Below are 15,263 nucleotides of genomic sequence, written 5' to 3'. Positions count from 1 at the left end.
AACTATGAAACAGATACTCAACCGGCTTTTCGACCACGACCGCCTCGACCGGAACGAGGCCCGCGGAATCATGCTCCGCATATCGCAAGGCGAATTCAACGAAAGCCAAATCGCCGCATTCATCACCGTCTTTCTGATGCGCAGCATCACCATCGAAGAGCTGAGCGGCTTCCGCGACGCTTTGTTGGAGTTGCGCATTCCGGTCGATCTGTCGGAATTTCCGGCCATCGACATCGTGGGAACCGGCGGCGACAACAAAAACACATTCAACATCTCGACGGCTGCCTGTTTCGTGACCGCCGGAGCGGGCTACCATGTGGTGAAACACGGGAATTACGGCGCGACATCGGTCAGTGGGGCCTCGAACGTCATGGAGGCGCACGGGGTAAAATTCACCGCCGATCCGGATCGGCTCCGCCGATCGCTGGACCAGTGCGGCATGGCCTTCCTGCACGCCCCATTCTTCAACCCGGCCCTGAAAAAAGTCGCCCCGGTGCGGAAAGCGCTGGCCGTAAGAACGTTCTTCAACATGCTCGGCCCGCTGGTAAACCCCTCCATTCCGAAGTACCAGCTGTTAGGCGTCTACAACCTGAAATTAGGACGGATGTACAACTACCTTTACCAGCAGACCGACACGGAGTACACGATCGTCAATTCACTGGACGGATACGACGAAATATCCCTCACCGACGATTTCAAATGTTTCAGCCGCGCCGGGGAAGAGATCGTCGCCCCGGAATCGTTAGGTTTCGCCCGCAGCGGCGAGGCCGACCTCTACGGCGGCGAGACGGTCGGCGAAGCGGCGCGGATATTCGACCGGGTGCTGGACGGCACGGCGACCGCCGCCCAAACGAATACGGTCGTCGCCAACGCCGCTTACGCCATCCACACCCTCGACCGGACGAAACCGCTGACGGAATGTATCGACGCCGCACGGAGTTCGCTCGAGAGCGGGAAAGCCCGGCAAACACTCAAACGATTTATCGAGATCAACTCCTAAAACAGCCTCGTTATGAACACGATATTGGATCGTATCATCCAGACCAAGCGGAACGAGGTGGAGGCGGCAAAAGCGGCGAAACCTTTCGCGGCGCTATGGGAAGAGGCACAGGCCCTCCCCTGCCCCGCCCGTTCGCTCCGGCAGGCATTGGAACGCTCCGAAACGGGAATCATCGCCGAATTCAAACGCCGCTCCCCGTCGAAAGGATTCATTCACGAAGGGGCGACTGTGGCGGGAATCGTGCCGGGCTATGCTGCGGCGGGGGCGGCCGCCTGCTCGGTGCTGACCGACCCGGTTTATTTCGGCGGGTCGGCCGACGACCTGCGGGAGGCACGGCGGTTAGTCGACATACCGCTGCTGCGCAAAGATTTCATCATCGACGAATACCAGATCGCCGAAGCTCGGCTATGGGGAGCCGATGCAATCCTGTTGATCGCAGCGGCTTTAACTCCGGCAGAGGTCGGACGGTTCGGGAGTTTCGCCCACGGCCTCGGACTGGAAGTGCTGCTCGAGATACACGACGCTTGTGAATTGCCCCATATCGGTTCCGCGGCGGATGTCGTAGGGATCAACAACCGCAATTTGGCCACGTTCGTCACCGATGTGCAGACCTCGTCCGAATTAGGCCCGCAGATTCCGGACCAATACTTGCGGATTTCGGAGAGCGGCATCGATTCGCCGGAAACGGTGCGCCGGCTGCGTGAAGCGGGATTCCGGGGCTTTCTGATGGGGGAAACTTTCATGAAAGAGCCCGATCCGGCAGACGCTTTACGGCAGTTCATCCTGAAATTGAGATCATAATGGCTAACAACCTAAAAATAAAGGTCTGCGGCATGCGCGATCCGGCGAATATCTCGGCCGTCGCGAAGCTGCGGCCTGACTATATGGGGTTCATATTTTACGAGCGATCTCCCCGTTACGCCGCCTCTTTAGCCCCCAGCGCATTACCGCAAGAGGTACGCCGCGTCGGAGTGTTCGTGAATGCCCCAACAACCGAAATAGCGGGAACAGCCGAACGCTACGGCCTGCACGCCGTGCAACTGCACGGCAGCGAATCGCCGGAAAGCTGCCGGCGCCTGCGCGAGATGGGGTACGAGGTCATCAAGGCTTTCGGCATCGAAACCGCCGCAGATTTCGCCCAGACCGCCGGTTACGCCGCGTGCTGCGACCTTTTTCTGTTCGACACCCGCACCCCGAAACACGGCGGATCGGGAGATCGGTTCGACTGGCGACTGCTCGACGGCTACACGGGACACGTGCCGTTCCTCCTGAGCGGAGGCATCGCGCCGACCGATACGGACGCAATTTCAATCCTGAATCACCCCATGCTCTACGGCATCGACCTGAACAGCCGCTTCGAGATCGAAGCCGGGCTGAAAAACACCGAATTACTCGAACACTTCATTCAAACCATCCGATCATGAACCGCATTACCGACCTTTTCGACAAAAAGAACAAAGGCATTCTCTCCGTCTATTTCACCGCCGGATTTCCGCACCTCGACGACACGGGGGCCATTATCGAAGCACTGGCCGCCCAAGGGGTGGACATGGCCGAAATAGGCATCCCCTTCTCCGACCCGATGGCCGACGGCGAAACAATCCAGAACAGCAGTCAGACCGCCCTGAAAAACGGCATGACCCTGACCAAACTGTTCAAACAACTGAAAGATATTCGGCAAAGCGTTCACATTCCGCTGGTTATGATGGGCTACCTCAACCCGATCATGCAATACGGCATCGAAAATTTCTGCCGCGACTGTGCCGCAACCGGCATCGACGGCGTGATCATCCCCGACCTGCCCTTCGCCGACTACCTGCAGGACTACAAGCCGGTCGCCGACCGTTACGACTTGAAATTCATCATGCTCGTCACGCCGGAAACGTCGGAAGAACGCATCCGCCGGATCGACGAACAGACGAGCGGCTTCATCTACATGGTCTCCACGGCGGCCACGACGGGCGTCCAAAACTCTTTCGACCCCCAAACGCTGGACTATTTCCGCCGCATCGACGCCATGGGACTGCGCAATCCGCGGCTGATCGGCTTCGGCATCTCGAACCGGGCCACCTGCACGGCGGCGCAAGCCGCAGCCAACGGAGCGATCGTCGGCAGCGGATTCATCAAGGCGCTCGCGGCATCGCCGGACGACATCCCGCAAGCGGTGGCGAACTTGTTGGGACAACTGCGAAAATAGACGTATCTTTGCCGCTCGGACGCCGGGATTTCGACTGCCCGGCCCGTAAACATTCCGCACCATGACGCGACAAGATTCACCACTGCCTTTAGGTACCGAAAAAATATCCACCCTGCTGCTGCGCTATGCCATCCCGGCGATTATCGCTATGACGGCTTCGTCGCTCTACAACCTGGTGGACAGCATCTTTATCGGCCACGGGGTGGGGGCTATGGCTCTGTCGGGTCTGGGGATCACCATGCCGCTGATGAACCTCGGCGCGGCGTTCGGCTCTTTGGTGGGGATCGGGGCCTCGACCCAGCTCTCCATCAAAATGGGACAGAATGACCAGAAAAGCGCATGGCTGATTTTGGGCAATGTCATTATTCTGAACACGCTGATCGGGCTGGCTTACACGGCGGTGTGCCTGCCGCTGCTGGATCCGATCCTCTACTTCTTCGGTGCCAGCGACAACACGATCGGCTATGCGCGGAGCTACATGCTCATCATTCTGGCCGGGAACGTCATCACCCATATCTATCTGGGGCTGAACGACCTGCTGCGCGCTTCGGGCTATCCGGGACGGGCTATGGCGATCATGCTCACGGCGGTCATCCTGAACTGTATTCTGAACGGGATTTTCATCTTCGGCTTCGGCTGGGGAATCGCCGGGGCGGCCTGGGCGACGATCGTCGCCCAACTCACGGCCATGGGGCTGGAACTGAGACACTTCCTGAACCCGAAAAGTTTCATCCACTTCACCCGCAAAACGATACGCCTCAAGCGGGCTATCGTCAAAGGCATTCTCTCGATCGGGATGGCGCCTTTTCTGATGTACGTCTGCTCGAGCGTGATCGTCATTCTGATCAACAAGGCGCTGATGCAGCACGGCGGCGACCTCTATATCGGCGGATACGGCATCGTGAACCGGATCGCCATGCTGTTCGTCATGGTGGTCATGGGGCTCAACCAGGGGATGCAGCCGATCGTAGGCTACAACTTCGGCGCCCGCAAGTTCGACCGCGTGACCCGGACGCTGAAATACGGAATCTGCTGCGCGGTGAGCGTCACGACGACCGGATTCGCGGTCTGCCAGCTGTTTCCGCAATACATCACCCGGCTGTTCACAAACGATGCCGAGATGTTAGCCATCTCCAGCCACGGATTGCGCATCGTGCTGGCCATGTTCCCGTTCGTCGGATTCCAGATGGTGACCTCGAACTTCTTTCAGTCGATCGGGATGGCCCCGAAAGCCATTTTCCTCTCTTTGACGCGGCAATTGCTCTTTTTAGTGCCGTTTCTGCTGTTCCTGCCGGAATTTTTCGGGCCGGACGGGGTCTGGATGAGCATGCCGCTGGCCGATGCGGCGGCCACGACGCTGGCGGCGATTCTGCTGGCAAAACTGTTCCGGAAGTTCCGTCGGATGCAGCAACCGATACAACCCACGGTATAACGCATTTCACTAAACGTTCGCAAACACAGATTCATTCGCTATGGAAAACCCTCGTTTCGTCATCACCATCGGCCGTCAGTTCGGCAGCGGCGGACGCGAATTGGGCCGCCGGTTGGCCGACATGTTCGCCATCCCGTACTACGACAAGGAACTGATCGCCGAAGCCTCGAAAGAGAGCGGCATCGATCCGGAATATTTTGAAAAGGCGGACGAAAAAACCCCGGGCAGCCTGATACGCGCACTCACGGCCAACCTGATGATGAGCGGCGGGGCGGTAGGCGCCGAAAATGCACTGGCGGGCGAAAACATCTTCAAATTCCAGTCGGACGTGATCCGGGAGGTGGCCCGCGCGGGTTCGTGCGTGATCGTGGGCCGTTGTGCGGACTATATCTTGCGAAACGAGCCGATCTGCATCAGCACGTTCGTCTACGCCTCGGACGACGACCGGATCGACCGGGTGATGCGCTGCCACGGGGCGAAAACGCCGAAAGAGGCGATGGAAATGATGCGCAAAACGGACAAAAAACGGGCCGGTTATTATAATTTTTATACGGACAAATGCTGGGGGGCGGCGGCGTCTTATGATCTGTGCATCGACTCGTCGGTCTTAGGTATCGAAAAGACGGCGGAACTGATCCGCAGCTATGTGGAGCAACGGATCCAGGCCGTTGTCGAAGCGGCCGAATAAACTGCCGGTCTACCCGCCGCATATTCATTCCGCGCCCTGCCGTCTTCTCTCTGCGGAGAGCAGGGCGTCCATTTCATCGGCCCGACGGCGGCGGTCGAACCAGTCGGCATCGTCATCCGGCACGAACGCTTCTTCCGCCCTCTCCGGGGGCAGAGGCAGGCACTCCATCTCCCACGGCAGCACGGTGTCCCTGCCGCCGACGCCGATACGATCCCGAACTCCCCGGTTCAGCCGGTAGCGGGTCATGTTATGGGTCAGATAGCCCAATCTCAGCACCTCGCCCATCCGCGGGATCATCTTCAGTTTCATTTTGTAGCACTTGTAGTGCGTCATGTACCCCAGATAGGAGTTCATCGCCGCCTGCATATAAACCAGAAACGTTTTGGACGGCTTGGGATGCGTCCGGATATAGGCGTTCATCGAGGCCAGCAGCTCGCTGAAATGGTTGCGCGTGCGGTTGACCATATAGCGCCGGTAAGGCTTCACCACCGCCCCGAGAAACGTGACCCCTTTGGAGATCTCCTGCAAATAAATCTTTTTCGGGTGCAGGGTCAGCCCCAGATTTTCCTGCAAATAGGCATTGATCTCGCGGATATGCCGTTTGAGCAGCTCCTTGTCCTTGTGGATGATATAGAAATCGTCCACATACCGGCCGTAATGCCTATGCCCCAGCTTGCGCTTGACAAAGTGGTCGAAGTCGTTCAGGTAAATATTGCTGAACAGCTGCGAAGTCAGGTTGCCGATCGGCAGGCCGCAGTCTTTCGGCGAAGTGAAGAGGCTCTTGCTCCGCGGCAGGTCGGCCCATTTGGAGCGGCTGCCGCGCATGATGCAGTTTTCGGTCGGGTCGTTGAACACCACTTCCCGCAGCAGATACAGGATCAGGTCGTAATCCAGCAGCTCGTTCCACGGTTTCCCCTTATTCGACTTGCGCGGCCCCATTTTGAGCATCACCCGCTCGATGATCTCGTACATGATCCGGCGGTTGATGTTCATGAAATAGCCTTGTATATCGAGTTTCAGGACATAACAAGTCTCCTTGTAGTTATTGGAACATGAACGCGCATGATGTTCCAGCCGTTCGATGCCGTACAGCGTGCCTTTGTTCTTGAGGCAGGAGTAGCTGTCGGTAATGAACGTCCGCTCGAACAGCGGTGCGATATAATTGAACAGCAGGTGGTGCACCACGCGGTCGCGGAAATCGGCGGCGAAAATCTCGCGTTTGACAGGGTGCTCGACCATAAAGCAAACGCTCGGCCCCACCCGGTATTCGCGGCTGTGTATCTGGTGGTAAAGCTCGATCAGGTTGGCTTCGAGATCCATCTCGAACCGCAGTTGGTTACGGGTGTTCCGCTTATGCTTGCGGGCATCGAAATAGGCCCGGAAGAGGTCTTCGAGCAGAGTGTCGGGCCGCTCCGGTGTGGGTTTTGTCGTATGTTCGTCCATAGATCGGTTCGTAAAAAGGAACAGGGCATACTGATAAATGCTTGGAGGCACCGCACCTGAAAGCCGTTCGCACGGTTGTTCGCGTTGCCGGGCTGAACAGCATTCGTAACGAACCGCAAGTAGACGCCGTTAGTACCGCTCGCCGCAGCCGACCAGACTGAGCCCTCGTTGCCGACGTTGTTCAGTGCGCCGGTATTGTTAGGGCGGTAGCCCGGGGCTACGGAGTTCATAAGCAGCCGCTCGCGAGTCCGTGCCGCTGTTCCGGTGAAGAAAGCGACACGCACCGGGAAAAGTAGCTAACCGAAGTCACGCCCTCGGCCAACGGACTGCTGAATTTATCATTCACTCTGCCCGCACACGTATGCGCAGGCACTCCGGAACCCTGTTCCATTGCCGTATTGCAAGCCCCGAAGGGCGATTATCCATAAAAAGCAGGGTGCAGGTAAATGCTTGGAGGCACCGCACCGGAAAGCCGTGGGCGCGGCCATGCGCGTTGCTGGGATTGAGGCCCGTCGCGTTGAAGTCCAAGTAGTACGCGTAGGCCCCATTGACCGAGGATGACCACCACTCCCCATTGTTGCCGACGTGCCACAAACCGCCATTCCTGCCATTGTTGCCTGCGTCGCGGAAGCCCGGGGCGGGAACCGCGCACTGCCGGCAGCAGTACGGGCAGCCGCTGGATTGAAGTCTCCCGAAATCCTGTTCGCGGAGCTTCGCATGAATAACTAACGTTTGAAATCAGTGGGCTGCTGAATTTACCTTCGCTCTGCCGGTACCCCTGACGGGTTCGCCGGCACTCCGGAAAAGACACCCTGCATAGGGCCGAAACAGGGAGCGGCCAATCTCGGCGACGGCCAACTCCGAAGAGGGTCTCCCTGTCAGGAAAAGAACGTAAAAAAAGGGGAGGCATCCGGGTAAATGCTGGAGGCACCGCACCTGAAAGCCGTGGGCGCGATTACCTGGATAGATGCGAAGTATCTGTGGGTAATAATCCAACTGAAAGGCCGTGGAACCACTCACCGACGACGACCAACTATACCCGCCGTCGCCGACAGCGTTCAGTGCGCCCGTTTTGTTGACGCGGTAGCCCGGGGCGCAACTCCTCCTAATAGCAATCTCTCCGCGGAAAGGACTGCAAGACCCGATTGCCGCCCTTCCGGCCCCGATCGGGGGCCGTGACTAACTAACGCGCCGCATGCGTTCGCGAATGCGACGAGCCAGTGGATTGCTGAATTTACCGATTCACTCTGCCCTGCCGCCGTAGCCGCAAGACACTCCGGCGGACGCCTTCCCCTATACTGTCCGGTTCATTGCCCGGCAACGAAACAAAGCGCAGGTAAATGCTGGAGGCACCGCACCTGAAAGCCGAAGGCGCGGTAGTATGCGTTGCTGGGATTGAGGCCCGGCGCGTAAAGGAGCAAGGAGAACGCGCGGGTCCCACCACTAACCGTGGACGACCAACTATAGCCGCTGTTGCCGACGTCCAGCAAACCGCCATTATGGCCATGGTCGCCTGCGTCGCGGTAGCCCGGGGCGGACGCCTCCCTCTATACTGTCCGGTTCATTGCCCGGTAACAGAACAAAGCGCAGGTAAATGCTGGAGGCACCGCACCTGAAAGCCGTGGGCACGGTAGTACTTGTCGCTGGGATTGGCGTACGTCGCGTGGAAGCGCAAGAAGAACGCGTTGGTCTCGCTGACCGTGGACGACCACCACTCCCCGTAGCGGCCGACGTTCCACAACGCTCCCTCGCCGTTGCCGCGGTAGCCCGGGGCGGGGCCCTTATTCTGCCCGGAACACTGCCCGAGGACAGAACAAAACGCAGGTAAATGCTGGAGGCACCGCACCTGAAAGCCGAAGGCGCGGTAGTATGCGTTGCTGGGATTGAGGCCCGGCGCGTAAAGGAGCAAGGAGAACGCGCGGGTCCCACCACTAACCGTGGACGACCAACTATAGCCGCTGTTGCCGACGTCCAGCAAACCGCCATTATGGCCATGGTCGCCTGCGTCGCGGTAGCCCGGGGCGGACGCCTCCCTCTATACTGTCCGGTTCATTGCCCGGTAACAGAACAAAGCGCAGGTAAATGCTGGAGGCACCGCACCTGAAAGCCGTGGGCACGGTAGTACTTGTCGCTGGGATTGGCGTACGTCGCGTGGAAGCGCAAGAAGAACGCGTTGGTCTCGCTGACCGTGGACGACCACCACTCCCCGTAGCGGCCGACGTTCCACAACGCTCCCTCGCCGTTGCCGCGGTAGCCCGGGGCGGGGCCCTTATTCTGCCCGGAACACTGCCCGAGGACAGAACAAAACGCAGGTAAATGCTGGAGGCACCGCACCTGAAAGCCGTGGCCGCGATAGCCCGCGTTGCTGGAAGTGAGGCCCGGCGCGGCGAAATCCAAGTACACGCCGCTGGAACCGCTGACCGAGGAAGACCAGCTGAACCCGTAGTAGCCGACGTATAGCAACCTGCCATTCTGGCCGTTGCTACCTGAGTCGCGGAAGCCCGGGGCGGGTGCCTGCTCCTATACTGCCCGGTTCATTGCCCGGTAACAGAACAAAGCGCAAGTAAATGCTGGAGGCACCGCACCTGAAAGCCGTGGCCGCGATAGTTCGCGCTGCTGGAATTGAGGTACGGCGTGCCGAAACCCAAGAAAACCGCCTGGGAATCACTGACCGTGGATGACCAGAAGAACCCCTCGTAGCCGACGCTCCTGGCCACGCCCTCGACAGCCGCGCGACCAAAGTCGCGGTAGCCCGGGGCGGGTGCCTGCTCCTATACTGTCCGGTTCATTGCCCGGGAACAGAACAAAGCGCAAGTAAATGCTGGAGGCACCGCACCGAGAAGCCGTGGGCACGGCCATTCACGCGGCTGGGATTGAAGCTCGTCAAGTCGAAATGCAAGTACTCACCGCCCTGCCCGACGACTGACGAACACCAAGTGTACCCACCGGCGCCGACGCCGCCGGCCACGCCTTCATAGCCGGCCCGACCAAAGTCGCGGTAGCCCGGGGCGGGCCTACCCTTATCCTGCCCGGAACACTGCCCGAGGTCAGAATAAAGCGCAGGTAAATGCTGGAGGCACCGCACCTGAAAGCCGTGGCCGCGGTGCGCCGTGGTGCTGGGATAGAGGTTCGTCGCGTCGAAGTGCAAGTACAGGCCGTTGGTACCGCTAACCGAAGACGACCAGCTGTACCCGTTGCTGCCGACATTCCACAACGCTCCCTCGCCGTTGCCGCGGTAGCCCGGGGCGGGTGCCCTTATCCTGCCCGGAACAATGCCCGAGGTCAGAATAAAGCGCAGGTAAATGCTGGAGGCACCGCACCTGAAAGCCGTGGGCACGGCCATGCGGAGTGCTGTGTTGGAGTACCGTCGGACTGAAGCGCAAGTAGTACGCGTAGGCCCCGCTGAACGAGGACGACCAGACTGAGCAGTCATTGCCGACGTACCACAACTCACCTTCGCCTCCCCTGCGGCTACCCGCATCGCGGAAGCCCGGGGCGGGTGCCCTTATCCTGCCCGGAACAATGCCCAAGGACAGAACAAAACGCAGGTAAATGCTGGAGGCACCGCACCTGAAAGGCGTAGGTACGGTAATTCGCAGCTTGGGGAGTCACGCGCGGGACATCGAACAACAATCGCCAGGCGTTCGTACTCCCACTCTCCGCCGTACCAGACCAGACCGTACCCTCGTTACCGACGAGCGTCAGCGCGCCGGTGCCGTAGTGGCGGAAGCCCGGGGCGGGTGCCCTTATCCTGCCCGGAACAATGCCCGAGGACAGAACAAAGCGCAGGTAAATGCTGGAGGCACCGCACCTGAAAGCCGTGGCCGCGGTTATGCGCGTTGCTGGAATAGACGTGTCCTGTATTGAACTCCAAGAAGAACGCGCTGGAACTGCTGACCGAGGACGACCAACTGTAACCGTACTCGCCGACGAGCCTGACCTCGCCCTCAACACCCGCGCGACCGAAGTCGCGGTAGCCCGGGGCGGGCCGCGCACAGCCGAAAGCAGCATAAGCAGCCGCTGGATTGAAGCCGCCCGGAGCCTTGCTCGCGGGGCTTCGATTGAATAACTAATGTTTCCATCAGTGGGCTGCTGAATTTACCGTTCACTCTGCCGGAACCCCTGGCGGGGGCCACCGGCACTCCGGAACTATTCGAGACGCTTTGCGTTGCCGGGAAAGAACCGGAAACAAAGAATTTGCACATCTTTCCTGCGGTCGGGCCGAAACACCGGTGCCGATAAATTCTTGGAGGCACCGCACCTGAAGACCGAAGGCGCGGTTGTTCACGTTGCTGGGATTGAGGTTCGTCGCGTTGAAGTTCAAGTACACGCCGTTGGAACCGCTGACCGCTGAAGACCAGCTGTACCCGTTGTTGCCGACGTTCATCAATCCGCCATTCTGGCCGTTGTTGCCTGAGTCGCGGAAGCCCGGGGCGGGAACCGCGCACTGCCGACAACGGCACAAGCAGCCGCTGGATTGAAGCCGCCCGGAGCCTTGCTCGCGGGGCTTCGAATGGATAACTAATTATAGGATCAGTGGGCTGCTGAATTTATCGTTCGCTCTGCCGGCGCCCCTGACGGGTTCACCGGCACTCCGGAACCGTAGGGCTGCCGGGACTTTCACGAAACCGCCGAAAAGACATGCAATATCTGAAACGTCAAAGAGCTTTACTGTACGGCGTCAGGCATGCTGTATCCCGGCGGCCTGCTGTTCGGCCTTCATCTTTTCGGAATACTTCTGCCACGCCTGCAATTGTTTGGAAATCGACTCCGTATGCGTGCACACCACCGCGAACTGTTTGACCGAGATCTGTTTCAGGTCGGTGAGCATGCGGCACATCAGTTTGATCGTCACCAGCCGTTCGCGCGCCTGCCGGATATCCGGCACCCGGTCTTTCGACGCGTTGGCCCGATAGATGCACAGGCACAGCTCGATGATATTGTCCTTGATTTTCTCCGCCAGCGTGTAGCGGTAATCCCGCTTGACGTTGGGCGTAAACTGGAAGACGTAAAGCAACAGGTCGTAACTGGCCTTGAACACCTCCAGGTTATCATATATTGCCATTGAGTTGCTTTTTTAAGGAAGAGACGAACAGAAGGCACTCCAGCGGCGTGGCGTTCTCGACGCTGAAATTGCGCAAGTCGCGCAGCACGGCTTCGCTGACCGATGCTTCAACAGCCGGCGCGGAATGCGCAGCAGCCATCCCGGATGGCGCGGGGTCGACCGCCGCACACCGCGGCACCGACTCCACATCGGGCACAGGAATCGCGATTCGACGGCCTCCCGCCCCGTAACCACTCCCGTATGCAAGTGGCTGCGCAGCCTTTGCCGGCGGAGCAGCCGGTTTGGGAACGACCAAAGGCAGCCCCTCTTTCCAACGCCGGTACTCCCCGACGTCGATTCCACCGGCATCCAATACCAGCATATCGTCCGACTGGGAAAACAACGGACGGTCGCCCAACACCTTTTTCCGCGAAGCATCGGGAAAACCGAGCGATACCACCTGAACGTCCAAATACTTAACGAATCGCTTGGAGGCTTTATAACGAGAAATACGATGGATAAAAGCGAACGCCGACCGTTCGTAAGCCTTCCAGAAAATCCCCTCCAAATGGAGGTATATCTTATCCGTGTTGCGGTTTTCGGCCGCAATTATTTCCTGTAGGGTCATAATACTATAATTTTTTTAATGCTCCAAACCGCGTCCTCGGGATAAAAGTAAAAAATTACTTGGAAAAGACCTCGGCAAAAGTGTCACAAAAATATATAAAACCAGCTGTGCAGCCCGCTCACTTCTCATCCGAATACAGAATAAACAAGTGATCCACACCACATTACGCTAACAGAGATAATGACATAAAATAAATCGGGCGGCCACCCCGTACAGTGCCGGTCATTCCGCTTTCGCAGATTGTGCAGGTCGAGAAAATATAGAATTCTGTCGCCGGTTTGTTTCACGACGGCCGGGACACCGTGCCAATAAATAAAAGAGGAGTGCTGCAAACACTGAAGCCCTTCGGCCAGCCGCAAAATCGACGGAATAGCACAGGCGAAAATCCATTGTTTACATCAGCTGACACCAACAGTGCATGAGCACTCCTCTGTATCGTATTTCGAATGTACTTTGAAATAAGTTCGGTTCCCGCAGCGGGCCTCCATTGCGGGAGGCTGCGGCCCGCAAAGCGATCAGCCTCCGGTATTCCTGCTGGCTGTAACTCCCCCTTAACCGGAACCCGCAATGCCAAGCGGCAGCGAGTCGGGCGCCCGGGAGAGAACGCAACGAGCACCGCCGAGTTGCGGGCCTCCCGTGGGGAGGCGTCCGGCCCGCCCGGTTCTGCGAACCGGATTTTCTCCGGCACTCGCGACAAGTACGGCTCCGAAGCACGGATACGACCCGAAGTCAGCGAGGCCGCTCGGCACACAAAACGATCAGACGCCGGCATTCTTACTTGGCTGTAACTACCCCTGCTTGCCCGGAGCCCCGGCGGAGGGGGCCACTCGGCACTCGAGCCGGTGTTTTTTCATTGCTTTTTCGTTTCACCGCTCATGCCGCGGGGGCCCTTCCTTTCTTGGGTGACCAAGAACCGAGCAGCGTACCGAGAGCAGAGACCGCTTGCGGGCTATGCCGAGGCAGCGCGAGGAAGACCGAAGGTCAAAGAAAGCAAAGAAGTCGCCGGGAATCGGTTTCGCCTTGTCGAAGCCCGCGCACCCGCACGGGCTTCGACAAGGCGAAACGCGACATTCCCGGGTCTGCTGTGTCTACCCGCAATTAAGGAGAACACTGGTTTCAAGAACGCCGCTTCCGGGAGGGCGCTTTCGCGTGTGGAAAAACAGCTCCCCGTATCAGCGGCCAGGCCGGAATCCAATAAATCGCGACCTTTGGTCGCGCGCCCGACGCCGCCCCACGCGGAGGGCGCAACGTTCGCTACGCTTACTTGCTCCTCCGCCGGCGTCGGACGGTGCCGCTCGGACGCGAAAGAACTTTTGGCTGTGATCTCCCGATGCCAGGCCGGAGCCACCCCCGGCGGAGGCCTGCAACTCGCTTGGCTCGTTATCCGGCCCCGCTGGCTCCGGCCAAGAAAGGGTAGTTACAGCCCAGGTCGAGTACCGAGCGGCACCGGGCCTCTGCTGCGGGAGGCTGCGGCCCGAACGCAAAAATCCGGGAAGTTCGGGAATCCCGCCCCCAAAAAAAACTTCGAGGAATCCCGAAAACAGCCTGACCCCGACAGCCAAACCAATGAGAATCCGAGCAAATCCAGGGAATCCGGGGAAACCCGAAACAGTCCGACCGCAAAAATCCAGGAAGTTCGGAAATCCCGAAAAGCCATCAGACGCTGGCGCTGCACACCGTGGGAAAACCGCTCGTCAGCCGAGAATTTCCGCCCCGGCCCCGCAAAAACCAGCCCGCAAAAGAACAGGTAAATGACCAGGCTCGCAAACAGATATTCTTAACATCCTGGGCAACAGCCCACTAAACAACCTCACCAAGAAATCCGAACAAATCCGGGAATCCCGAAAATTCCCCCAAAATTCGGAGGCTCCGGAAGCAATCCAAGACAGCCTGGGCGACCAAAGCCACAATCCGGGAATCCGAAATTTCGGAAAACCCGAATAACCCCAAACGGCCAGCCAAACGAGCACCCCGAAGCTCCGCAACTACCTACCAAACAATTAGTTAAATAGCCAAACAAGCAGTTACGGCGAAAAATCCGAGGATTCAAAAGTCTGGGAATCCCGAAAACCCCAAAAAACTTCGAGAAAACCCGAAAACAGCCTGACCCTAACAGCCAAACCAATAAGAAATCCGAACAAATCCGAGAAATCCCGAAACAACCCGACTGCAAAACCGGGAAGCTCGGGAATCCCGAAACCCCAAAAAACTTCGAGGAGACCCGAAAACAGCATGGCCCTAACAGCCAAACCAATAAGAAATCCGAACAAATCCGAGAAATCCCGAAGCAACCCGACTGCAAAACCGGGAAGCTCGGGAATCCCGAAAACCCCAAAAAACTTCGAGGAGACCCGAAAACAGCCTGACCCTAACAGCCAAACCAATAAGAAATCCGAATAAATCCGAGAATTCCCGAAACAACCCGACTGCAAAACCAGGAAGTTCGGAAATCCCGAAAATTTCGGAAATTTCGGGAAAATCCGGGCGGCCAAAGGCCGCCATCCGGGGGCTCCGGGCCTACAAGCCCGGAGCCTAATCCCTTCCGGCAGCCTTAAACACGCGGCCTCCGCGGGAGATTCGGCATGGCCCGCGGGATTCCCCGCGGTGCGAGGCGCTGCCTCGCGGGGCCAGCCTCATCCGCCGCGCTCCGTCCGCTTATTATTCTTGGAGGCACCGCACCTGAAGACCGCGGGCGCGGTAGTACGCGTAGCTGGGGATGATTCTCGTCGTCTCGGAGATCAAGTACACACTGAGGGTGCCACTGACTGCCGAAGACCAATAGTACCCGCCGAGGCCGACGTACCACAACTCACCTTCGCCTCCCGTGCGCA

The 15,263-nt window shown here is 58.6% G+C and carries 10 protein-coding genes; 6 read left to right on the top strand and 4 right to left on the bottom strand.

Annotated elements, in window-relative coordinates; translation table 11 throughout:
- The first annotated feature begins 4 nt into the window (after positions 1 to 4).
- From trpD to Q0Z93_RS02890, 6 genes are all read left to right on the top strand, one after another.
- Positions 5 to 1,000: an anthranilate phosphoribosyltransferase gene (gene trpD / locus Q0Z93_RS02915; RefSeq protein ID WP_298062382.1), complete on the top strand. Its 996-nt coding sequence runs from the start codon at positions 5 to 7 to the stop codon at positions 998 to 1,000.
- A gap of 12 nt (positions 1,001 to 1,012) precedes the next feature.
- Positions 1,013 to 1,801, top strand: coding sequence for an indole-3-glycerol phosphate synthase TrpC (gene trpC, locus Q0Z93_RS02910; RefSeq protein ID WP_298062380.1), 789 nt, complete (start codon positions 1,013 to 1,015; stop codon positions 1,799 to 1,801).
- Positions 1,801 to 2,424 carry a phosphoribosylanthranilate isomerase gene (locus tag Q0Z93_RS02905; RefSeq protein WP_298062378.1) on the top strand — a complete coding sequence of 208 codons (624 nt, stop codon included), beginning with the start codon at positions 1,801 to 1,803 and terminating at the stop codon, positions 2,422 to 2,424. Before trpC ends, Q0Z93_RS02905 begins: the two co-directional genes overlap by 1 nt.
- Positions 2,421 to 3,197 (top strand): tryptophan synthase subunit alpha, encoded by a 777-nt coding sequence (gene trpA / locus Q0Z93_RS02900; protein ID WP_298062377.1) that lies wholly within the window; start codon positions 2,421 to 2,423, stop codon positions 3,195 to 3,197. Before Q0Z93_RS02905 ends, trpA begins: the two co-directional genes overlap by 4 nt.
- Before the next feature lie 61 nt (positions 3,198 to 3,258).
- Positions 3,259 to 4,629 (top strand): MATE family efflux transporter, encoded by a 1,371-nt coding sequence (locus Q0Z93_RS02895; protein WP_298062375.1) that lies wholly within the window; start codon positions 3,259 to 3,261, stop codon positions 4,627 to 4,629.
- A 40-nt stretch (positions 4,630 to 4,669) separates the two neighbouring features.
- A complete protein-coding gene (locus tag Q0Z93_RS02890; RefSeq protein ID WP_298062374.1) occupies positions 4,670 to 5,317 on the top strand; it encodes a cytidylate kinase-like family protein in 648 nt (215 codons plus the stop codon).
- A gap of 24 nt (positions 5,318 to 5,341) precedes the next feature.
- On the opposite strand, the gene Q0Z93_RS02885 is transcribed toward Q0Z93_RS02890, so the two are convergent.
- The 4 genes from Q0Z93_RS02885 to Q0Z93_RS02870 form a co-directional block, all read right to left on the bottom strand.
- Complete coding sequence (locus Q0Z93_RS02885; protein WP_298062372.1) at positions 5,342 to 6,760, bottom strand: RNA-directed DNA polymerase; 1,419 nt, start codon at positions 6,758 to 6,760, stop codon at positions 5,342 to 5,344.
- A 4,681-nt stretch (positions 6,761 to 11,441) separates the two neighbouring features.
- Positions 11,442 to 11,825, bottom strand: a complete 384-nt coding sequence (locus tag Q0Z93_RS02880; protein ID WP_298062370.1) for a four helix bundle protein — start codon at positions 11,823 to 11,825, stop codon at positions 11,442 to 11,444.
- Complete coding sequence (locus tag Q0Z93_RS02875; protein WP_298062368.1) at positions 11,812 to 12,432, bottom strand: hypothetical protein; 621 nt, start codon at positions 12,430 to 12,432, stop codon at positions 11,812 to 11,814. Before Q0Z93_RS02875 ends, Q0Z93_RS02880 begins: the two co-directional genes overlap by 14 nt.
- Positions 12,433 to 14,456: 2,024 nt before the next feature.
- Complete coding sequence (locus Q0Z93_RS02870; RefSeq protein WP_298062366.1) at positions 14,457 to 14,924, bottom strand: hypothetical protein; 468 nt, start codon at positions 14,922 to 14,924, stop codon at positions 14,457 to 14,459.
- Between the last annotated feature and the right edge of the window lie 339 nt (positions 14,925 to 15,263).

Source organism: uncultured Rikenella sp. (assembly GCF_947628055.1).
Taxonomy (GTDB): domain Bacteria; phylum Bacteroidota; class Bacteroidia; order Bacteroidales; family Rikenellaceae; genus Rikenella.
Note: the sequence above shows the minus strand (reverse complement) of the source record. Positions and strands in the feature narration are given on the sequence as shown.

Excerpts from the sequence above, each read along its gene's own strand:
- Q0Z93_RS02880 (WP_298062370.1), bottom strand. The coding sequence starts at position 11,825 with ATGGCAATATATGATAACCTGGAGGTGTTCAAGGCCAGTTACGACCTG.
- trpA (WP_298062377.1), top strand. The coding sequence starts at position 2,421 with ATGAACCGCATTACCGACCTTTTCGACAAAAAGAACAAAGGCATTCTC.
- trpD (WP_298062382.1), top strand. The coding sequence starts at position 5 with ATGAAACAGATACTCAACCGGCTTTTCGACCACGACCGCCTCGACCGG.
- Q0Z93_RS02890 (WP_298062374.1), top strand. The coding sequence starts at position 4,670 with ATGGAAAACCCTCGTTTCGTCATCACCATCGGCCGTCAGTTCGGCAGC.
- Q0Z93_RS02895 (WP_298062375.1), top strand. The coding sequence starts at position 3,259 with ATGACGCGACAAGATTCACCACTGCCTTTAGGTACCGAAAAAATATCC.
- trpC (WP_298062380.1), top strand. The coding sequence starts at position 1,013 with ATGAACACGATATTGGATCGTATCATCCAGACCAAGCGGAACGAGGTG.
- Q0Z93_RS02875 (WP_298062368.1), bottom strand. The coding sequence starts at position 12,432 with ATGACCCTACAGGAAATAATTGCGGCCGAAAACCGCAACACGGATAAG.
- Q0Z93_RS02885 (WP_298062372.1), bottom strand. The coding sequence starts at position 6,760 with ATGGACGAACATACGACAAAACCCACACCGGAGCGGCCCGACACTCTG.
- Q0Z93_RS02905 (WP_298062378.1), top strand. The coding sequence starts at position 1,801 with ATGGCTAACAACCTAAAAATAAAGGTCTGCGGCATGCGCGATCCGGCG.